Here is a 19,975-nt window from a genome sequence, read left to right on the forward strand (position 1 = left end):
CCTTGGTGGCTGTGCCTGGGGCCAACTAGAAGGTTGGAATAGCCTGGGGGGAACTTTGAAGAGAATTTCTAGGGGAAATCAAGAAATGAATAAGACTATCGTTACCACTATTGGTGCAGCTGGCGTTTTAGCGCTGTCTAGCATTGCGTCAGCGGACCTCGTCACTGTGAACGCGCTCGGCTCCAATGCTCAGTCCGCCTATGCGCTTCCAAATAGCACGCCTGTTGAAGACTTTGCTTCGGGCGGCGATAACCCGTGGAGCGGTGCGGCAAGCGTGGCCTTTAATAACGATGTTTATGGTAGTGCTACAGGGCAGGCAGATGCCGACCATTCCTGGACACTTACTTCAGCCTCGCTGCTCTACAGTGCCTCAGGGTCAACAAACAACATCTACACCGCGGGCCAAGAAAATGATATTCAGCTCTCATCGAACACAGATACAGTTGTGAAGTTCACTCTTTCCCAAGATGCTGCTTACTCAATTCAAACAACGATGAATCAGCAAGGGCCTGGAGAGACTTTCGGCTACATCGAAAATATGGCCACAGGCTATGTATCGGAATGGTCCTACCAGGATGATGGTGGTACTTTCAGCGAGATGGGCACCCTGGTCGCAGGCGACTACGTGCTCTATATGGACAGCTATTCGTTTTATCAGCAACTCAGTTTCGGTGAATCGGACCAGACCCAGTCGCAATACGATCTGACGTTCTCAGTTGCTACCCTGATCCCTCTTCCAGCAGCAGGTTTCATGGGTCTGGCCGGAATCGGTGGATTGGCATTCACCCGCCGCCGTCGAGACGACGCATAAGAACGCTTATTTGAGCGAAGCAATTTGATTTCCCAAAGAGCCTCAGGCATAACCTGAGGCTCTTTTTTTATATTCAAAAACACATCCGCCGAAGCTTTAGCTTCGGCGGACGTGAACACGAGGGAGTGTCTGTCTTGATCAGGAGCCAGCGTTGGCTTGTACCGACCTGTCATTACTACGTTGAAACCTGCGTATGGTTCGTGTCCAGGCCCTCTTTAGCAAACAAATACCAGCATCTCGGATACGAGCAGCAAAGGCGTACTCGGTTGCCAGCAGGGTGAGGCCTCCGGCGATGAAGACGGTGCCTGGTCCGGGTAGCACCAATAGAGCGAGCCCGATGAGGATCAGCCCACCGCCACCCAAGGTGATCGCCAAGCGCCGAGCCACTGCCCTGAAACCAGATTGTGCAAAAACACTGGATGGGCTGCGGCGTAGGTTGTTGTTTAGAGCAATTGAATTCATAGCATCTCTACCTTGTGAAAGTCGTTCCTGGAGATACGACAGGAAATACGGCATGGACACCGTTTTGAGCATTTCAATGTGAAATATCTTTCAGAACCCCATTTTTAGCTAAAAAGTGGGGGTCTCTGAACGGCTGCTGGGAATCGTTTTTCCATGGCCATCGCGATTCTCAGAATCGTGCCTTCATCGAATAGTCGGCCAATAAGGGTGATACCGGTGGGCGTTCCAGCAGCGGTCAAAGTTGTTGGAAGCGTGATTGATGGATGGCCAGTGCAATTGGTTGAAATGAGCAGCGACCCAGCAAAGCTAGGTGCAATCAATGCATCAACATTCATCAATTGATCGTAGTAGATCTGCATTGCCTCTCGGCGAAAGCGTGATACCTGGATGAGTTCCACTGCTGGTATAAACCATGCGGTGCGGAAGGTATTGGGCCATGCTTCGGGTGCCTGCCACTGAAGCTCATCGTCAAGGTCTTGGCGTGTGATTTGTTCAAAGGCAGCGGCCGCTTCTGCGATCAATATCAGGAAAAGTGTATCCCATGGTCGGTCGGGCCAATCGAGTTCAATCAGCTTGCATCCAGCTTTCTTTGCAACCGCAAGTGCCTGGCGGTCTTCATCACTGGCTTGCGGGCCATCAAACCAGCGTGGGTCATAGCCAAGTCTCAGATTGTCAGCAGACTGCATGACATCAAATGTGAATGGTTCATCAACGGATGAAGGATCATGGGGATCGTAGCCATTGATTGCATCAAGCACTGGAGCAGTGTCCTGAGCGTAACGGCAGATTGGTCCGAGCTTATCCATAGACCAACATAGAGACATGGCTCCAGTACGCGGTACACGTCCGAAGGTCGGCCGCAAACCGGTTACACCACAACGCATGCAGGGCGAAACGATAGACCCACATGTTTCACTACCAATCGAAAATCCAACCAGGCCTGCAGCAGTCGCGGCGGCAGGGCCGGCACTCGATCCGCTTGAGCCTTGTTCCAAATTCCAAGGGTTTTTAGTCGTGCCACCAAACCAGATGTCTCCGTAGGCAAGAGCGCCCAAGGAGAGTTTTGCAATGAGTACGGCGCCAGCATCGCTGAGCATTTCAACCGTTTTTGCGTTTTGGTTGGGAATTCGATCACGGTAGGGAGCGGCCCCCCAAGTGGTGTTAACACCAGCGGTGTCCAGCAGATCTTTCGCTCCCCAGGGGATCCCATGTAGTGGTCCACGATCACGGCCAGCCTTCAGTTCCTGATCCGCAACCAAGGCCATTTCAAGGGCCTGTTTTTCCATGAGCGTGATTGTGCATTTGAGCTGCGGGCCAAACTGCTTGAGTCTCTTCAGATAGAGTTTTGTCAGGCGCTGGCTTGTCAGTTGACCTGTCCGAAGCCAACCAGCTTGGTCCGTGATTGATGCGAAAGCGATGTCCACATCATTGGTCGGACATGGTCGCGCAGGTGGGGGTATTCGTTTTGGATCACCGTGGGTCGTTGCCTGACGCAAGTGTTTGTCGGGTAGTTGAGCATGGAAGACAGTTGCCGGCGCTAGATCATTAGGTAATTGGAGTCTTGCAACACGTGTGTCCAACATGGCAATCTGCTCGCCAATATGCTTGGCCACCATGTCTCGTTCGCGGGCAGTCAATTTGATGCCCGCCAGCTTCTCTGCTTCGGCGATCGTCTGAGGTGTGATTTTTGTGGCGATATCGGCCTGGTCACCACCGGGTAATGGTGGTGATGGACTGACGATAGGATCGTTATCTTGAGCCCGTTGTGCTGCACAGGAGAACATCGCACTTGTCGCAGCGCAGCTTGCCGCAGCTAGGATAAAGTGTCGACGGGATGCCTCGGCAGTCTTCATTACAGGAGCCTTCTTTAGTCGATATCATACCATTTATGTTATCGCGAAAGTCAGACGTCTAGCCAGTTGTAATAGGGGATACCACGATGACAAGCGGCACAAAAACACTCATTCAAGTTTTAGATGAATGCTGGAAGGATGAAGACTTTCGTCTTGAGTTTCTCACTGATCCTGTTGGCGTGCTTATAAAAAATTGTGGTATGGCTGGTATTCAAGGCATGGATGCAGAAATCGTGGCCAAGACAAATGACTCAATGCACATTATCTTGCATACTGATACGCCAGATAAATTTCATATCCAGTCACAGCGCCATCCCAGAAAGATTGATGAATCCGAAGTTGATGATGGCGTGGCCATAGCAGAGGATGCATGATGAACTGTTGGCATACCTCAATAACTCTGGTCTTGCTTATGGTGATTTCTGCATGTGCACCTGGGCCACCAAAGCTAACTAAGGCGCAACAAACATTTCCAACAAGTTGGTTGGCGGGTACTTGGTCAACAACGATCAGCGATCAGATAATTCGAGTGACTTGGGATGCGCCCACCGGCAACCATATGGCTGGTGCGATTCGTTACTTTTCACTTGATAGTGGCGAGCTCCAGAGTGAGTCGGTTTTAGTGATCCGGCAGTCGGGTAGGAAGCTGACTTTGACCATCATGGGTGACAAGGTGCCCGTAGAAACCCTCAAAGAAACCAGTATTGAATCAAAACGAGTGGCTTTTGAAGGATCGGGAGCAGCAACGGTCATAGAAATGGCGTATACAAGAGTAGACGGGCAAATGCTTGCCGTTGAGCGAACGGTTCGTATGAATGGTCAAGATAAGCCAGTTCGTCAGCGGTGGACGCTTGTTCCGAGCCAGCCTTCGGATCATTAAAAGGCTCGCCTCATCTGTCGAGCAAGGAGCGAACAATGAATATGCACGTCCTGTTCATTTCTCTTGCCTGTTCGGTTGTGGTGCCTTCATTGGTTTTTGGCCAAGCCGATGAGACGGATTCGGCCACACCAGCGATGACCGTCACGCAGGGTGGTGGCGGCGAAGCCCAAGTGATGGACACCAGCGCCGAACATTGGGTGAAGGGTGCTGGCCCAGTTGAGATCAAGTCTGAATATGACGAACTTCAACGCATGTTGGGGCGCCTCATGTACACCCGAGTGACCGTCCGTTGGGATGGTGTACCCATTGGCGAAGCACTTGCACAGCTTCGCAATTCCATTGGTGTGCCGGTGATTCCTCGGTATAACAAAGACGAAGATGATTCGGGTCTGAATCCAGACTTCAAGATCTATGCCAACGTTATGGACACGCCGGTACTTGATCTCATAGAGGTCGTCGTGCAACAGGCATCAGATGTTCAGCCAGTGACATGGCAGATTCGCAAGGGTTTTGTTGAGGTGGGAACTAAGAAGCGGCTGGCGAGGAAGGCGGCGATGGAACGGCGCCTTTATGACGTGTCGCAACTGCTCAAGCAACCCCCGTCGTTTGGTGTATTCAACAAGGTGTCATCACGAAAAGATGTGTCCGATCAATATGACGTCACCAAGGAACTCTATGATGCGATGAGCAGCATGATCGAGCCTGGCCACTGGTATATCGTGCCCCAAAGAGAAGGAAGCAGTAGTGGCCAGGCGCAACGAAGCGACTGGAGGGAATTTGACAAGGGCTTTATTCATCCTGGATCGCATCATGACGCCCGTGCAGGTCAAAATGGTGAAACGGATCTACCCTCAGAGATCTTCGGGCCCTCCCACGAGGACGTATGGGTGACGGTTCACCGGTTTAAGGGACGAATGATCGTCAACGCACCGGACTTTATTCACCGCCAGATCGGCGGCTACCCAAAGCCAATTCCACCACCTGGTTTGGAACGACAGCCGGTTGCCAAAACGCCTGCTCCAGGGCCAGACGCACCGTAGATCATCGCTCACTTGATCCAAACCAGGTGCATCATCGCTTTATCTCTGATGTATCCATCCTTGGCGGCAAGTGATTCGTCGAGTCATGCGTTTGGTGTACAAACGATTGATTTCTTTTCAAGCAATGTTCTCATGGGAAGGAACTGAGCATGTGTGCCAAACTTTTTCGGGTAGTCATCGCTGGTGGGAGTGGCTTCCTTGGACGTGCTCTGGCGCGGCACCTCGGCCAGCGAGGTGGTTTCGATGTCGTGCTGCTTTCACGGACTAAGCCCAATGAAAAAGGTCCGTGGCGATTTGAGCCTTGGGATGCTCGTACACCGGGACCATGGTCGGACGTTCTTGATGGCGCCGATGTGCTAGTCAACCTCGTCGGTCGTACTGTTGACTGTATCAAGACACCAGATCACCAGGACGAGATACTGCGCTCGCGGGTCGATTCCACGCGTGTACTTGGTCAGGTGATACAACGCCTTGAGCGAAAGCCCTCCACCTGGGTCCAGATGTCGACCGCACACATCTACGGCGATCCGCCCTCTGTTTGGTGCGATGAGTCATCCTCGTTCGGCACGGGCCTCGCGCCGGAGGTTGGAATGGCCTGGGAGCATGCCTTCGACGAAGGATGCCCGGAAACGGTGCGTCGCGTGATACTCAGGACGAGCTTTGTACTGGGACGGAGTGGTGGGGCGCTACCACGCTTGTCCTTGATTGCGCGGCTGGGTCTTGGTGGACGTGTTGGCCACGGTCGCCAGGGCATGAGTTGGTTGCACCAAGACGATATGAATCGGATATTTGAGCGTGCGATCTTGGATTCGTCGATGGAAGGTGTCTACATTGCGACCGGACCGAACCCCGTCTCCAACGAGGTGTTTATGCGAGCCCTGCGCAAGGCGGTCGGCATGCCCATTGGCTTGCCCGCGATGGCGTGGATGGTTCGAATTGGTGCGCCGCTGTTCATGCGTACTGATCCGGAACTCGCCTTATATGGTCGTTACTGCGTGCCGAAACGACTGCTGGCGGAAGGGTTCAAGTTCGAGCACGAAGGCATCGAGAACGCACTCTGTTCGCTACTCCGTCGTGTGAAATAAAGAAAAACCGACTGCACATCTCATTCGGTGGCAAGCATTCGGTCGGGGCGTCGCAGCGTCCTGTTGGCATGGTCGCGGTTTGGAACGACAGCCGGTTGCCAAAACGCCTGCTCCAGGGCCAGACGCACCGTAGATCATCGCACCTGAATCGCTTGACCATGTCATAATAGAGCGGTCTTTGTCGCTCCCTGCGCATTGTGGCTCAGGGTGTACACGCGCCTTGTTTCTTGGCTGTGTTCGTGCATTCGCTTGCTGAGGGCACTGTTATGGTTACAGCATCTATTAAAAGATCAATGAATCGCAATGTGCGACTGTACCTCTGGTACGCGTTACTTTTTCATGCGCTCTTTTGGCTGCCCATCTTCTTTCTTTACTTTACCTCAGTGCTCTCGCTTACCGATGCACTTCGCCTGGAGTCGATTTACTTTTTGGCAGTGGTGATCTTTGAAGTTCCTTCGGGATATTTTTCCGATGCATTAGGCCGTCGGCGAACAATGCTCTTGGCGTGTAGTTGCTTAATCGCTGCCTATGTCCTTTTTTTCTTTGGCGGTAGTTTTGGAGTTTTTGCGATTGCTCAGGTGCTCTTAGCTGGTGGCATCGCGTTTAATTCAGGTACAGAAACGGCACTTCTCTATGAGTCGCTGGACAGCGTTGGCCGCGCTGATGAGTACGCAGATCGTGAGGCTGCAGTGACGCGCAATCTCTTTATAGGGAGTGCCGTGGCAGCTCTGGCGGGTGGGGCTATTGCGATGATCGAAATACGCTTGGCATACGTTTTGTCATTCTTATCCGGCGTGGCGGTCTTATTGCTTGCATTGTTTTTTGTTGAGCCACCTGGTCGTGATACCCAAAGGCTCAGTGCCGGTGGCTTTTTGAAACAGCTCTCAGCGTGCGTGCGCTATTGGAAAGACCCACTTTTGCGTTGGCTCTTTCTATTCATGATCATGATGGTTGTTCTCTTTCATATCCCTTACGAATTTTATCAGCCCTATTTGAAGCTGTTGGTGCAAGGAGATGACCCAGGGTCTGGTGGTGTTGAGCTGACGCCTTTGGTGACTGGTGTGCATACTTGCCTGACGATGTTTATTGCGGCATGGTTTGCTGCAAGGAGTATCTGGCTTCGTGATCGAATTGGATTCTTTGGTTTACTAGTTGCAGCTGCCATCCTTGTTTTGGTGTTGATTGCGCTGATGAGCTTCTGGCTAGGCATTATTGTGGCGGTCGCGTTGCTTTTGCGAAGTTGTCCAAGAGCCATGCTGACGCCACCAGTGAATGCCGTTATTACGCCTCGTCTGGCACAAAAGAATCGAGCAACCTACCTGTCGCTGCAGAGCCTTACTGGTCGTTTGGGGTTTTCCCTTACGCTCTTTGGACTCTCATGGGTGACCGTTGCTCAAGACACAGAGGCTCAATTAGCTTGGCCTGATCTTTCGCGAATGTTGCTGATATCGCTCGTTGTCGGCGTCGTGGTGGCCGTGATATTGCTACTTCTTGCACCAAAAGCGGTGCGTCACTGGAAAACCGACGCGTAATACAAAATTGTTGATGTTCCTCTGCAAGTTCCCTTGGTGATCTGGTCTGACAGAGCAGAAGACCTTCTGTTGGGTTTTTGGTACCTATCACGGTACCCCCCACAGGAGGAGTTGTTGTGTGGACGTTTGAGAATCACTCTGAAAGGGATGGAATATGAAAAGCCCATGTCTGCTCGTCGCCGCCCTCGCCGTCATGGCATTGGCAACGGGTTGTAGCCAAGAAAAAATGCGTAAAGCGGCATTTCAGGCGCAGTTGACCAGCGTATGTAGCGAAATTTCTGATGGCGACTTAGCGCAAGCGAAAGGTCATTTAGAAGAAGCCAAAGAGACGGCCCGTGGTACGAAAGAAAAGCAGAAGGTGCAAAGCCTTCATCAGCTGATCGCTGGTGCCGAAGCATTTATGGATGGCAACGGCCCTCAAGCCAGAAGTGAGTGGTCTCAGGCCTCTGACCCACTCTTGCGACAAGAAATTCGTAGCCAGGCCCGTGAAGTCGGCATTGATGTGCCACTGATACCTGTATCTGGAAGTCAAGGAGGTATCCAATGAAAAGATCTGAGCGAAAAAAAGATAACAAGTCGCAAGCGAGAAAAGCAATTGTACTCAGTGGTGCCGCGCTTCTTTTGACTTCAATGGCCTATGGGCAGAGAGCTCCGGAACCTGGAGAAAATCGCATCGTGCCGGCAATCACTTCAAGCAGCAGCCTGGCCAAACCGCAAGACGCTGATCAGTCAGAACTTAATGGCTATGACTTCGGTCATGTTGTTGAAACACTTCAAAGCTCAGTGGATCCACTACAACGTGAACTGGATGCGAGTTTTATGGTGTTCATCGATCGAGTCGATCAAGCCGTCACACTGCTTGATGCTGGACAGACCAGAGAAGCGGTTGCCATGAGCACCGTTGCGATCGAAGGTGTTTTGCAAGTTCGAGATACGGTGCTTGAGCCGATGTGGGATGGTCAGATCTATCTGACTGAACAGATTTCAAAGGTGCGCAGCCGACTCGCCAGCGCCGTTTCAGCTGGAACGAATCCTGTTGGTGATGAGTCATCGGCGCATGATCCGGCCACTGAAGCAGTACTTGATGGAATTGCCAAGAGAATTTCACAGGAACAAGATGCACTGCGTCGCAAACGCCTCGTGGCCCACTATCGCACTGTACGTGATCTGGCGCAGATAAAACGCACTGCCCAGCGAATGAGTCCTGATCAACGCAAGCTTTGGGTTGGTGTGTTGCGCGTGCTTGAAGAGGCAGCCCTGGCACATCAGCAGGTCTTGATGGGTTCAGAAATACTCTATACGCAGTTTGAATCGACGGCCGGCCATTTGCAGGAGTACCTGGTATTGCTTGATACCGTTGATGGCGCTACAGAATTACTTGGTGTGATCAATGGTATTGAAGGTGCTGGCCAGGGAATGACCAGCTTTGCTACCAGCATGCAAGAACTGCAGGCTCGTCTTTCAACATTCAACGGCGCTGTCCAAGAGGCATTACAAACCAGCATGTTTGAGCTCGAGGCGAAGGTTGATTCCCTGCCAATTTATAGCTCGCTGGATGCTGAGATGACTGGAATCGCACCAACACAACTAGATGCAGAATTGGCAGATCGCCTGTCTCGCATTGAAGGAAGTAACTAAAGCTGCGCTACTTTGCGCATTGGAGATTGAAATGAAACGTAAAAATCTAACAATCATCGCAGTTGCGTTAGCGAGTCTTTTGAGTATCGGCATCGCCGGTACTGCCCAGGCTCAAGAAGCAACGCCCTCAATAAAAGCCCAGTTTCATCAACTGACCAGTCAGCGTGATGGAATCTACCGAAAGCTACATGTTCTGGATCGAAAAGCAGCTGACCTTATGAAGCAAGGCAAAGAGCCGGTTGAGGTCCATGCTCAGCAAGTGGCACTCCAGGATGAGTTGGATCTGGTTCAACTTCGTTTAGAAACCATGGCTGTTCGGTATGACATGGTTCTTCGTCCCGTGCCGTCAGCATCAAGCAATCCGGATCAAAAAACAGCTCACGCCGTTAGCCAAGCATTTGGTCGGGGTGCCTCGCGTACAAAAACCGAACTCACTTCACAGTGCATGGTGATGTTGGGATCAATGGACTTTGGAGCATTCCTGCGCAACTAATAGCGCTAGAAGGAAGGGACTTGCTGGCATGTTGATTCGTTTTATCGAACTTGGTGGACCGCTCATGTGGCCCTTGCTTGCTTGCTCAGTGCTGCTTGGCGGTGTGATCGTCGAGCGAGGCTGGACACTCGGTGTGCGATGGTTTCTCCTGCAACAAAAAGTTCCGCAGGCTGACTTATTGGCGCATCGCCGAGTGATGCCTTTCTTTCGAGATATTCCACCTAGCCTTGGGTTGCTGGGGACAGTCGTTGGGGTGGTTCAGAGCTTTCAACTACTCAATGGGCGCATTAGTGCTGAAGCTGTAGGTGAGGGCTTGGGCGTTGCCTGTTTGACCACTGTGTTTGGTATTGGAATTGCTATTACGGCATCAATGGTTGGTTATTTCGTTGACTGGGTCGTCCAAGCAGATGCACCGGTTGCTGTTGTGGAGGCATGAAGCATGATCCTCTCACGAAGTTTTGTTGATGTACTTTTTATTCTCTTGTGTGGAATGATTGTCTTGCTTTCTGAGTCAATTCGTATTGGATCACTCGAGGTTGATCCTGCAGAAATTGGCGGCGGCGGTATTGATCGGCTCACGGCAGACGAGGTCAACTTACTGGTTGTTGATGATAAGCAACTTGTTGTAGACGATCAGGCCTTTGCCGATGTTTCAGCGTACTTAGAAGCCCAACGTGAAATGCCAGGGGCCTTAATTGTACCCCGGCATAGTGATGTTTCTCATCACCGCATGATGCGCGTCTATGACATTCTGACACAGGAAGGCGTGGATGTTCGATTTGGTGTTGAGCCAGTCGTGAGTCCGCAAGCAAGAACGGGAGATCAATGATGTCAAAAAGCGCACTCGTGATTGGTCTCATAATCTCTGTGGCGGTTCATTTTGTTCTGATCTGGCCTTTGGCGAGGCAGTCTCCGAATAAGACAGAAGAGCCCTTGGCTCGATCAGTGCGTGTTGTTGAGCTACCGGTGGTAGCTGCGGTGCCTGAGCAATCAGAAGTATTGCCTCAGGAGCAACCCGAGCCAGAAATTGAACCCGAGCCAGAAATTGAACCCGAGCCTCAGCTGGCAAATGAGCCTACCAATAAAGTCATTGAGCAAACATCAAAGCTGGCGGTCAATCCGGTCCAAGAACCTCCTGTTGAGTTGCCACGGCCGGCACCTCAACCACTTGAGCCCATCGTGTCGGCGCCACCCTCACCAATGCCTGCTCCATTAGAGCCTGTTGCTGAGGGACTGCGCGCGGCATTTGATGGGCCTGGAGACTTTGCAGGCCATACCGATGTGCCACTGGTACCCGCCTTGTGGATTGACTGGGGCTCACAGCAGGAAGCGATCAATGTGTTGTCGGCTGGTGGTATGCAACTGGTTGTTTTGGAATCAGATGAATCTATTCGGCAGGCCGTCAATCTGACTGCACGGGGGCCAGCACTGACCGCATGGCGGCCTGGGCGGCAATCAACATTCTCGACGCGTCTTCGAATTGTGGATCATGTCCAGGCCTTTTCGAGCATTGTGAAATCAATATCACTGGGCCCTGGAAAGCACCTGGCAGTGCTCTTTCCTATGCGTGTGGATCAGCTCGTTGATATGGCTGAGCGGCGGGCGGCTTTCGATGAGGGTGCTGATATGGAGCAAATTCGCGGTTTTGCGGGGAAGTTCATGATTTCTTCCAACGTAGGTGCAAGTCAATCCTCAAATGGTGTCTCTTTCATCATCACTCATTTACAACGGAGATAGTCGAATGAACTCAGTTAGATCGCTCATTGTCGTGGGAGGCCTCACTGCCGGCGTTATTGGCGGTAGTTGGGCATGGACTGTTAGTCATGCGGCGCCAACTGATGGCGAGATTGTTGCCAATGGCATTGAACAAACTGTTGCAGGACTCAAACCTGCCGTCGCTTCAAATGTCAAAAAAAATAAATCGCTGAGTCTTCCCGCAATGTATGCGGCTGTGCCGTTAAGCCATTCTCATGCGACGGCCAATAGCACACGTGCGCCTGAACCACCAAGTAGTTTGTCTACAGATTCTTCTATCGATGTACCCGTCGAAGTTGTGTTACCTGCCGCCGAAGTTACCTTACAGCACACCGAAGTTGATTTAGGACTTGATGAGATCAATGAAAATGAGTCAAACTCTGCGACTGTGTATACGAGCCCTTCCGAGGAAGAAAATGTCGCCGCAACAGAGATTCAAGAGGACTTGGTAACGAATGCAACAGCGTCAGTAGACAAAAAACGCCCCGTTGATTATGGCCGTCTCAATCAACGCTTAATTCAAGTGGCTGATGCACTCGAGCGATTGAATTTACGTTTGGCAGCGATGGCAGCGAAAGACAATAAAGATCAGGCTGAAGCTGATGCACCGAACGCCTCAACTGTTGCCCCAGATATGGTTGAGTTCGTGGAGGGATGAGCTATGATTTTTCGTTTCATTAGACGGAGCTTGATGACACTTCTTCTTGTTGCAGCGGTCGCACTATATTCTCTGGGTGTCCTTCGCTTGGAAAGTGCAAATCCTGCCATCCGCTGGATTGATCATGGCTCAGGCTGGTTGACCCGTATGGTTGTAGCACAGGGCAATGGTGGCCCTGGAGATGCCATTCATGCAGCTGCTGATTGGCTTGAGGGATCTTCTTTTGATGCCAGCGAAACCAACGAGGATCAGGAGGGTTGATACACTCTGCCTGCCATTCAGACCAGCTGAGGGCGATGGCTCATCTGGGCAATGATGACTGCTCCTTAGCGGGCTCAGCTCCAGAGGCCAATGGGCGTTTTGTGGGTAAGCAGCGTTCTGCTTCTCAACGAACTCCCTCAGCGATCCTGGTACTGCGGATGAGTCAGCTGGGTAAAGATAGAGGTTGCATGACAACAGGCTTCGCTTTTGAACAGATCCTAAGAGAAGCCAGAGACCGCTGGCCGGCAGTCTGCTGGGATCAAGGCGATTTTCGATCGCATTTGATCCAAGAGCATGAAGATGGCCCACCAAAATTTGCAGTGGATCTTTATTTGGCGGGTGCTGCCGGTTTCCGTGTCGAAGAAGCTTGGGAAGCAATCGAAACTGAAATGGGTACTGATGCACGGCGCATTCTGTCAAGTCAACCAATAGCAGATTGCACAGTGGAAGATCTTTGGTCGGAAGCGCTGGTCAAACTTATGGCAAATGATGATCAGCGAGCACTCTTGCCGAGTGGTCGGTCGGTTGCAAAAATCATTCGCTACCGAGGCCGTATTCGTTTGCTGTTCTATATTGTTGTGATTGCAAAAAGGCATGCCATCAATCGAAATAGGGTGAGCCGTCGCCAGCAATCACTCACGCGCATGCAGGATGACAACACAGTGGATATGCCAGTTATGTCTCAAGAAATTCCACCAGGTGATCTTGCCGCGTCATCTGAAATTGCTCAAGGGTTACGAGATAAAATTAGAATTGCTATTGAATCGTTAACGACAGAGCAGCGATTCCTCGTCGCAATGGTCTATCGCAATGGTATGAAACAAAAAGAAGCTGGTGCGATGCTTGGTTTCTCTGAATTCAAAACATCAAGGCACATTAAAGATGCAATGGAGCGTTTGCGAGAACGCCTCATCGCCGTGTACGAGAATCAGTGGACACCAAGTCTTGAAGCAGCTTGGGTTGGTTGCTGGGCAGAATCTTGGGCTGACGTGCAAGTTCCTTCACCAGGTATGTCATCTGACATAGAGAAGAAGGAATAGACCTTATGACAAATATGCCACCCAACGAACTGCCAGCCAACCGTCGTGAGATGATCGCAATGATGCAGCAGGCGCTTACAGGTTCTGTTGCAGGGCGAGCTTCTATTGACGACGAGCAACTCGTGATGCTGGCGACTGGTCGTGTCGATGAAATTCCACAGCCGCAGCGAGAGAGCCTTCTTTTGGCGGTCTCGGAAGATCACGATCTTGCTGATTTGCTCAGTCAGCTCGCTGCCCTTGAGCTTGAGCCTGACATGATCTTCCGTCCCAAAAATGTTCATCAAGAGGTGACTCGGCATCGATTGCATATGGCTCGTTTCAGCTCTTTTGTGCGTATGGCTTGGGCGGCATCAATCATCTTGCTGGTGGGTTTGCTTGCCTGGCGCATTGGCGAATCAGGAGCAGTGAAGGCAACAGATTCCATACCAGGCAAAATTCAGCCATCAGATCTGACAGTCAGTCAGAGCAACTGGGGTGTATCTGGCCAGACAGAACCTGCATCAGGGCTACTCGTCGGGCTTGATATAGCAATGCTCGTGGTCTTGGTGATTTGCCTCGTGCTCGCAGTCGCCGCATTTTGGCCATGGGGCAGAAGCCTACAATCCGGGCTAAGCCGAAACTCGAGTGAGGGCCATCACGGTGATTAGTGCGCAGTTTCACCAACAATATAAACGCCACGCTCCGCGCGCGACTAGAAACAAGCTCTCTCGAGCGCGCGTGCTTGGTCTTGCTGCCGTTCTCATCACAGTGATGGTGGCCATGTCACGATCTACGTACGGCGATACCAGTTTGATGGACTTCCGGCAAGATGAGAGCTGGAAGGGTATCACTGGCATTGGTGGACAGGCGATCTGGTTGGCAAGGACTGGCATGCCAGGTCGAGCCATGGCCAATTCAGAGGGGTTGCTTGAGGCGACGCTGGCCCAATGGGAGGGACCGTCTCAGTCAGCCAGCCTGGCTTTGGATGATGCGCCGAAGTCGACCCTACTGGCCACTCAAATGGCCAGCCCAGGCGATGCTCGCAGCCGCCTCGCTCAGCCCATGCTTGTTGGGCTGGGCCTAGGAATATTGATCCTGTTGATTGGTTGGGGGTTGACCAGGCCACGAGATGTGGCCCATCGGGGTGCCTTCTGAGACTTTTTGTCTGCACGTGGTAGGGTGGTGGTACCAGTTCAATTCTGTGTGAGCATTGGTTGTTCATCTAGACATTGACCGACGATGATCTTATGAAGAATCTTGACCAACCAACTCGCGCCCGTCTGAAACGACAGCGAATCAGAGCCACCAGTACCTGGGCGGTTGGTCTTGCATTGACGTTGGCTGGAGTGATTCTCTTGTGTAGTGGCATCGTTCGAACGTGGTATATCGGATTGCCTATTCTGGTCGTTGGAATTTTACTACTGCTTGCTGGCGTGGCGATGCAACGACGTTATCAAGAGACCGTTGTTGAGGCGCTTGGTCTTGATGTTGAGGCGTATCGTCGATATATGGCAGGTGATCCAGAAGCACTCGAAGAGATTCGTTCTGAATCACAACTGTCGGATAAGGATCGAGATTCAGACAGTACAGAGGTCAATCAGTAATTCGCACGATGCGTGAGACTTGGTCTTCTTGTCCATACCGATCAATTGCTTTCACGATCACCGCATGAGCACCAGTTGCTAGATTGTCAGGAAGTGGCGCCACCCAGATATGATTTGTTTGTACTGGCTTAGGTAGCGGGCGTCCTCCTGGCAGCTCGTTGTCTTGTTCTCGCCCATGTGAAGCAACAAATGTTGGATCAGTTTGCCTTGTTTGTTTCATTTGAATAGGTGTGCCGCTTTTGCCAATCTGCATGGTTACCGTTGTGTTTTCATCGCCGGCATATACGTTTGCGATCACCATCGTTTCAGAACTTTCCTCGCGTGTGATGGCGCTGGGCAATGCGACGTGTAATTGCATTCCTGCGGGCCTGCGCGCCGCCTTGAATCGCATTTTGTAAGCATTTTGATCAAAAGTAATAATAGAGTAGCCATTCGGATTGCCATCAGCTTGAGTCGCGTGTGGAATGCCATGTTCATCTTTATGTCCACGCCACCAAGAACCACTGGCAGTGCCATGAACAAGATGGTGGTGGCCAATGTTGGTCGTCGGCACACCAGTCGGGTCTAGGGTGAAGTGATCTTGCCAATGGCGATGTGCAGAGAGACTTAGCGTATGTGGGTAGTCAGCCAAGAGACTCAATAAATCAGCTTTGTCTTGCACATCAAAAAGAGGGATATGCATCAGCACGACGACGAGTGTCTCATGCGGAACATACTGTAGATCTGACTTCACAAACTGGAGTGTGGTTGGGCCAAATGCGCCGTGGTAATTTGGTTTGGAATCCTTGCCGTTGTACATGACATCATCAAGCACAATGAAATGTACAGGGCCCCAATTGAAGCTATAGGTCGCTGGGCCATAGATTCGCTCCCAGGTCTCATCAGATAATTCATCGCTATCAACGTCGTAGTTGATGTCATGGTTGCCCAGTACGTTGTACCAAGGTATGCCAATCGTTCCCATGATCTGATTGACCATCGGTAAAAGATTTAAGTTATCGAAGACGATGTCGCCAAGTGAGGTACCAAATGCAGCCTTGGTGCCAATGATCTCAGCGATGACATCATGAGCCAGGTAGTTTACTTCTGCTTCGTTACGAGGCTGGGGATCACCCATGACAATGATTGAGAATTGATCTGCTTCCACGTGCCTCGTAAGCGGAAAATCAAGAGACGCAGGTGGCGCGCCAGTCGGTTCAACACCGGGGTAAGTAAGTTGCTTTGGCGATCCCTCAGGCTTATGTATGTAATAGAAAAAAGGCAGGCCATTGGGCTTGACGGGGGTCATCCAGTCGCGTGGCTTAATCACAAAGACAATTCCACTTTGGTCTAAGGTCAGTTCATATTTTCCAGCACTGTCAGTTTTCAGGATGTTCTGCCCGTCACTGACGCCAACGCCAGGTAGGCCCGGCTCGCCGGGATCCCTCTGCTGGTTGCCATTGAGGTCGTTGAAAACCATGCCTTGAATCTTCACGGTTTCAGTCGCATGGAGATTTTGGCTCAAGGTGAGCTCAGAAATGGCCATGAGAAAGACAGTCACAAGAAAGGGCACTTTAATCGACATGAGCGTCTCCTATATTTTTATGAGATCACCATATCAGCCATTTCCAGGCCCCGTCTCCAAGGATGATTGATGGCTAGTGCGACCTTGAATGCGGGATCGTGTAGGATGCGTATCCAGACGAATCCACGTGAGGATACGCTAGGTGAGGATTGATGAGGAGCCGGTACGATGAGTCAGCGAGGTCAAAACCAGCAACGCAAACGCCATGACCGGCAGCTGGATCGAAACCGAGAGAAAAAAGGGAAGCAAAAGCTTCGGGCAGCAGGCGCTGGCGGACATGGCGGTGCTGGTCATAAATTCTCGGTTGGCCATTTCTTCCGACTTTGGTTCTTCTATCTGCTCATTTTCGGTGCGATAGGACTGATGGTTGCTCTGATTGGTGAGCTGTTTGAGGATAATTGGTGGCTTCTAGCAGATGCAGTACTGGTTGTCGTGATATCGCTTATCTGCTCGATTGTCCATGTGGCGAAGCGCCAATGGACGATCTTGGATGACAGAGCTGAACGATTCTAAATCTGTGATCTTGCCCTTTTAGAGGACTCAAGAGGATGTGGACCTGGCTTATCTTGCTCTGCGTGGTTGTTGCAGGCTTCTTGCTGGGATCGCTGATGACGATTCATGTGCTGCGACAGCATCGCAGTTCACAGTCAACGATCGCGTGGATTGCAATCATCATGTTGCTACCGCCACTCGGTATTCCTTTGTATCTCAGCTTCGGTGGGCGCAAGTCGCGAAAGCGACTTGCTGAGCGAACCGATTTTCACTTTGAGCCAAGTGCTCAAGCCACGGATCCACGGGCCCAGGCACTGGAGCGCGTGCTTACAAGTTATAACCTTCCACCTGCCACTTGGGGCAATAAGATTAAGTTGTGCCAGGATGGTGTGGAGGCCTTCGAAGCTCTGTTAGAAATCATTGATAAAGCCAAAGAGTCGATTCACATACAGACCTTTGTATTTGGTACCGGCAACACTGGCCAAATTCTTGAGAAGCATCTCACAGAGCGAGCCAAAGCGGGCGTCAAGGTTCGGCTCATGATTGATGCCTTTGGCTCATTGGGGCTTCATAGGCGTTTCTTTAAGTCGCTTGAAGCCGCGGGTGGAAAAGTCACCTTCTTCAATCCTGTGATGCATATTCCCTTTTTGCGCCGTACCAACCTAAGAAACCACCGAAAAATAACGGTGGTAGATGAAAAGTATGTTTGGGCGGGTGGAACAAACTTGGCTGAAGAGTACATCGGTCCGACACCACTTGAGTCGCGATGGCGCGATTTGGCATTTACGCTTCAAGGTCCAGCGGTTGCGGTGTACTCAAGAATTTTTTGTGGTGATTGGCATGCGGCGACAAATGAAAAATTATCAATGCCAGATTTGAAGGCAACTTCAACAGCGCATAAGAAGGACGGTGCTTTGGTGCAGATCTGTCCCTCTGGTCCTGATGTGCTTCGTGATGTTTTACACGGAACACTCATGACGGCTTTTTTTCAGGCAGAACGCCGGCTTTGGGTTGTGACACCGTACTTTGTTCCCGATGATCCACTGGTTCGTTCACTGATTCTGGCAGCGCATCGCGGGGTTGATGTGCGTGTTATTTTGCCAAAGGTCTCGAATCAGAAATTGGCAGATATCGCAAGAGGAACCTACTTAAGAGAGATGCAGAATGCTGGAGTCCGGATTCACCTCTTTGCTGCAGGTATGGTGCATGCAAAGGTGGTTGTTATCGATGATGACCTGGCAATCGTTGGCTCGGCAAATATGGATATGCGAAGTCTCTTCCTTAACTATGAAGTTGCCATGCTTCAATACTCGAGGCCAGAAGTGGATGCCACATCGCAGTGGGTGACGAGGTTGATGGAACAAACAGATATTGGCGTCGAACCTGTTGGTAATTGGCGTGAGACATTTGAAGGGATCGTGCGAATTTTTGCACCACTTCTTTAATTCAATGCATACTGAGGAAAATAAAAGATGAAACGGGTCGTAGTTCTTGGGGCAGGCATGGTCGGAAGGGTCATGGCTGAAGATATGTGTCAAGATAAGGATTGGCAGGTCACGATTGCCGATCGTTCACAAAAGAACTTGTCTTCAGTTGCAGCTCGTTTGGGTGATCGCGTAACGACTGTTGAGCTCGATTGTAAAGATACAGATGCAGTTCGTCTGCTTGCCAAAGAAAATGATCTTGTGCTTGGCGCACTTTCGAGTCAAGTCGGACTGACAGTTCTTGAGGCGGTGATCGAATCTGGCCGTCCTTACTGTGATATTTCATTTATGCCGGAACGTGCTGCGGACCTTGATAAAAAGGCGCGTCAAGCCGGTGTTTGTGCTGTGGTTGACTTTGGTGTGGCACCGGGCATGAGTCACCTAATGGCTGCCTATGGTGTGAGTCAGCTTGATGAAGCTGCATCAATAGAGATCTACGTTGGGGGATTGCCTCGTGAACCGGTGTGGCCTTTCTTTTACAAGGCTGGCTTTAGTCCAGCAGATGTACTTGAGGAGTACACGCGACCCACGCGTTTGATAGAGGGTGGCAAAGTCATTGTTCGAGAAGCGCTCACGGAGCCTGAAATGATCGACTTTGAGGGCGTGGGCTCTTTGGAAGCTGTCAATACAGATGGTTTGCGATCATTGGTGGAAACGCTTGATGTGCCAGATATGAAGGAAAAGACGCTGCGATATCCAGGGCACTATGAGCTGATGCGCATTTTTCGGGCGACGGGTTTGTTTTCTACAGATCCTATTGAAGTGAACGGGAAATCGGTCATTCCACGAGAGGTGACTTCTGCTTTGCTATTTCCACTTTGGACGTACGAGCCTGGTGAGCAGGATTTAACGGTGATGCGCATCATCGTAGATGGCACCCTCAATGGAAAATCGAAACGAATTCAATGGGATCTAACCGACTTCTATAGCACCCAAATGAAGGCCACAAGTATGTCGCGTACGACAGCATTTCCCTGCACTATCTTGGGACGCATGCTTGAGAAGGGCGCCTTCAATAAGCCAGGTGTTCACACGCCCGAACTACTGGCGACAGAACCTGGCCTTGTTGAATTTGTCTTGGCTGAACATGAGGCACGCGGTGTGCATTATCACCAACTGTAACTAACGGCTTAGCATACGGCCGCCATAGAAGGCGCAGTAGAGGCCCGCGACAATCAGGAAAACACCGGGGATGACATCGAGCCATGTCCGAGCATCATCGCCCGTTCCTGACGAGGGGCCAGTGATGAAGAGGCTTACAAAGCCGAAGGCGGCCAAAAAAAGGCCAATGGCCACAAGAAGTGCTGCAAGTTGGGTTCTTTTTTTGGAGCGTTGACTCATATG

The 19,975-nt window shown here is 51.2% G+C and carries 25 protein-coding genes; 21 read left to right on the forward strand and 4 right to left on the reverse strand.

What is annotated here, in order from left to right; genetic code table 11:
• Positions 1 to 85: 85 nt before the first annotated feature.
• Entirely contained in the window at positions 86 to 811 is a 726-nt protein-coding gene (locus P8J86_11695; protein MDG2055357.1) for a VPLPA-CTERM sorting domain-containing protein, read from the forward strand.
• A 138-nt stretch (positions 812 to 949) separates the two neighbouring features.
• Here P8J86_11695 and P8J86_11700 read toward each other — a convergent pair whose 3' ends face one another.
• Together P8J86_11700 and P8J86_11705 are read right to left on the reverse strand one after the other, a co-directional pair.
• On the reverse strand, positions 950 to 1,273 hold the full coding sequence (locus tag P8J86_11700; protein MDG2055358.1) for a PGPGW domain-containing protein: 324 nt from the start codon (positions 1,271 to 1,273) through the stop codon (positions 950 to 952).
• 104 nt (positions 1,274 to 1,377) lie between these two features.
• A complete protein-coding gene (locus P8J86_11705; protein ID MDG2055359.1) occupies positions 1,378 to 3,126 on the reverse strand; it encodes an amidase in 1,749 nt (582 codons plus the stop codon).
• Between the two features lie 86 nt (positions 3,127 to 3,212).
• On the opposite strand from P8J86_11705, the gene P8J86_11710 reads away from it, so the two are divergent.
• From P8J86_11710 to P8J86_11790, 17 genes are all read left to right on the forward strand, one after another.
• Positions 3,213 to 3,500, forward strand: a complete 288-nt coding sequence (locus tag P8J86_11710) for a hypothetical protein (protein MDG2055360.1) — start codon at positions 3,213 to 3,215, stop codon at positions 3,498 to 3,500.
• A complete protein-coding gene (locus P8J86_11715) occupies positions 3,497 to 4,006 on the forward strand; it encodes a DUF6265 family protein (GenBank protein MDG2055361.1) in 510 nt (169 codons plus the stop codon). Before P8J86_11710 ends, P8J86_11715 begins: the two co-directional genes overlap by 4 nt.
• A 35-nt stretch (positions 4,007 to 4,041) precedes the next feature.
• Entirely contained in the window at positions 4,042 to 5,046 is a 1,005-nt protein-coding gene (locus tag P8J86_11720; GenBank protein MDG2055362.1) for a hypothetical protein, read from the forward strand.
• A 149-nt stretch (positions 5,047 to 5,195) separates the two neighbouring features.
• Positions 5,196 to 6,131: a TIGR01777 family oxidoreductase gene (locus P8J86_11725; protein ID MDG2055363.1), complete on the forward strand. Its 936-nt coding sequence runs from the start codon at positions 5,196 to 5,198 to the stop codon at positions 6,129 to 6,131.
• A gap of 233 nt (positions 6,132 to 6,364) precedes the next feature.
• Complete coding sequence (locus tag P8J86_11730; GenBank protein MDG2055364.1) at positions 6,365 to 7,663, forward strand: MFS transporter; 1,299 nt, start codon at positions 6,365 to 6,367, stop codon at positions 7,661 to 7,663.
• Positions 7,664 to 7,817: 154 nt separating this feature from the next.
• Positions 7,818 to 8,210: a hypothetical protein gene (locus tag P8J86_11735; protein ID MDG2055365.1), complete on the forward strand. Its 393-nt coding sequence runs from the start codon at positions 7,818 to 7,820 to the stop codon at positions 8,208 to 8,210.
• Complete coding sequence (locus P8J86_11740) at positions 8,207 to 9,301, forward strand: hypothetical protein (protein MDG2055366.1); 1,095 nt, start codon at positions 8,207 to 8,209, stop codon at positions 9,299 to 9,301. The genes P8J86_11735 and P8J86_11740 overlap by 4 nt, the downstream gene beginning before the upstream one ends.
• Before the next feature lie 31 nt (positions 9,302 to 9,332).
• Positions 9,333 to 9,794 (forward strand): hypothetical protein, encoded by a 462-nt coding sequence (locus P8J86_11745; protein ID MDG2055367.1) that lies wholly within the window; start codon positions 9,333 to 9,335, stop codon positions 9,792 to 9,794.
• 28 nt (positions 9,795 to 9,822) lie between these two features.
• Positions 9,823 to 10,230 carry a MotA/TolQ/ExbB proton channel family protein gene (locus tag P8J86_11750; GenBank protein ID MDG2055368.1) on the forward strand — a complete coding sequence of 136 codons (408 nt, stop codon included), beginning with the start codon at positions 9,823 to 9,825 and terminating at the stop codon, positions 10,228 to 10,230.
• 3 nt (positions 10,231 to 10,233) lie between these two features.
• Positions 10,234 to 10,623 (forward strand): hypothetical protein, encoded by a 390-nt coding sequence (locus P8J86_11755; GenBank protein ID MDG2055369.1) that lies wholly within the window; start codon positions 10,234 to 10,236, stop codon positions 10,621 to 10,623.
• Positions 10,620 to 11,531, forward strand: a complete 912-nt coding sequence (locus P8J86_11760; GenBank protein MDG2055370.1) for a hypothetical protein — start codon at positions 10,620 to 10,622, stop codon at positions 11,529 to 11,531. Before P8J86_11755 ends, P8J86_11760 begins: the two co-directional genes overlap by 4 nt.
• Positions 11,532 to 11,535: 4 nt before the next feature.
• On the forward strand, positions 11,536 to 12,207 hold the full coding sequence (locus P8J86_11765) for a hypothetical protein (GenBank protein MDG2055371.1): 672 nt from the start codon (positions 11,536 to 11,538) through the stop codon (positions 12,205 to 12,207).
• A 33-nt stretch (positions 12,208 to 12,240) separates the two neighbouring features.
• Positions 12,241 to 12,468, forward strand: coding sequence for a hypothetical protein (locus tag P8J86_11770; GenBank protein ID MDG2055372.1), 228 nt, complete (start codon positions 12,241 to 12,243; stop codon positions 12,466 to 12,468).
• Between the two features lie 188 nt (positions 12,469 to 12,656).
• Positions 12,657 to 13,508 carry a sigma-70 family RNA polymerase sigma factor gene (locus tag P8J86_11775; GenBank protein ID MDG2055373.1) on the forward strand — a complete coding sequence of 284 codons (852 nt, stop codon included), beginning with the start codon at positions 12,657 to 12,659 and terminating at the stop codon, positions 13,506 to 13,508.
• A 5-nt stretch (positions 13,509 to 13,513) separates the two neighbouring features.
• Positions 13,514 to 14,155: a hypothetical protein gene (locus tag P8J86_11780; protein ID MDG2055374.1), complete on the forward strand. Its 642-nt coding sequence runs from the start codon at positions 13,514 to 13,516 to the stop codon at positions 14,153 to 14,155.
• A gap of 112 nt (positions 14,156 to 14,267) precedes the next feature.
• The gene (locus tag P8J86_11785) at positions 14,268 to 14,642 is read left to right on the forward strand and encodes a hypothetical protein (protein ID MDG2055375.1); all 375 of its coding nucleotides are present in this window, start codon (positions 14,268 to 14,270) and stop codon (positions 14,640 to 14,642) included.
• A 92-nt stretch (positions 14,643 to 14,734) separates the two neighbouring features.
• Positions 14,735 to 15,091 carry a hypothetical protein gene (locus P8J86_11790; GenBank protein MDG2055376.1) on the forward strand — a complete coding sequence of 119 codons (357 nt, stop codon included), beginning with the start codon at positions 14,735 to 14,737 and terminating at the stop codon, positions 15,089 to 15,091.
• Here P8J86_11790 and P8J86_11795 read toward each other — a convergent pair.
• On the reverse strand, positions 15,081 to 16,655 hold the full coding sequence (locus P8J86_11795; GenBank protein ID MDG2055377.1) for a calcineurin-like phosphoesterase family protein: 1,575 nt from the start codon (positions 16,653 to 16,655) through the stop codon (positions 15,081 to 15,083). The two genes, P8J86_11790 and P8J86_11795, sit on opposite strands and share 11 nt — an antisense overlap.
• 168 nt (positions 16,656 to 16,823) lie before the next feature.
• Between P8J86_11795 and P8J86_11800 the strand changes: the two genes are divergently transcribed.
• The 3 genes from P8J86_11800 to P8J86_11810 are packed head-to-tail and all read left to right on the forward strand — an operon-like array spanning position 16,824 to position 19,753.
• Positions 16,824 to 17,168, forward strand: a complete 345-nt coding sequence (locus P8J86_11800) for a hypothetical protein (protein ID MDG2055378.1) — start codon at positions 16,824 to 16,826, stop codon at positions 17,166 to 17,168.
• Positions 17,169 to 17,203: 35 nt separating this feature from the next.
• Positions 17,204 to 18,592 (forward strand): cardiolipin synthase, encoded by a 1,389-nt coding sequence (gene cls, locus P8J86_11805; GenBank protein ID MDG2055379.1) that lies wholly within the window; start codon positions 17,204 to 17,206, stop codon positions 18,590 to 18,592.
• Between the two features lie 27 nt (positions 18,593 to 18,619).
• Positions 18,620 to 19,753, forward strand: a complete 1,134-nt coding sequence (locus P8J86_11810; protein MDG2055380.1) for a saccharopine dehydrogenase family protein — start codon at positions 18,620 to 18,622, stop codon at positions 19,751 to 19,753.
• Here the strand turns inward: P8J86_11810 and P8J86_11815 are convergent, their stop codons facing one another.
• Entirely contained in the window at positions 19,754 to 19,972 is a 219-nt protein-coding gene (locus P8J86_11815) for a phage holin family protein (GenBank protein MDG2055381.1), read from the reverse strand. It abuts the gene before it with no gap.
• Positions 19,973 to 19,975 lie beyond the last annotated feature (3 nt).

Source organism: Phycisphaerales bacterium, assembly GCA_029268515.1.
GTDB lineage: Bacteria > Planctomycetota > Phycisphaerae > Phycisphaerales > SM1A02 > JAQWNP01.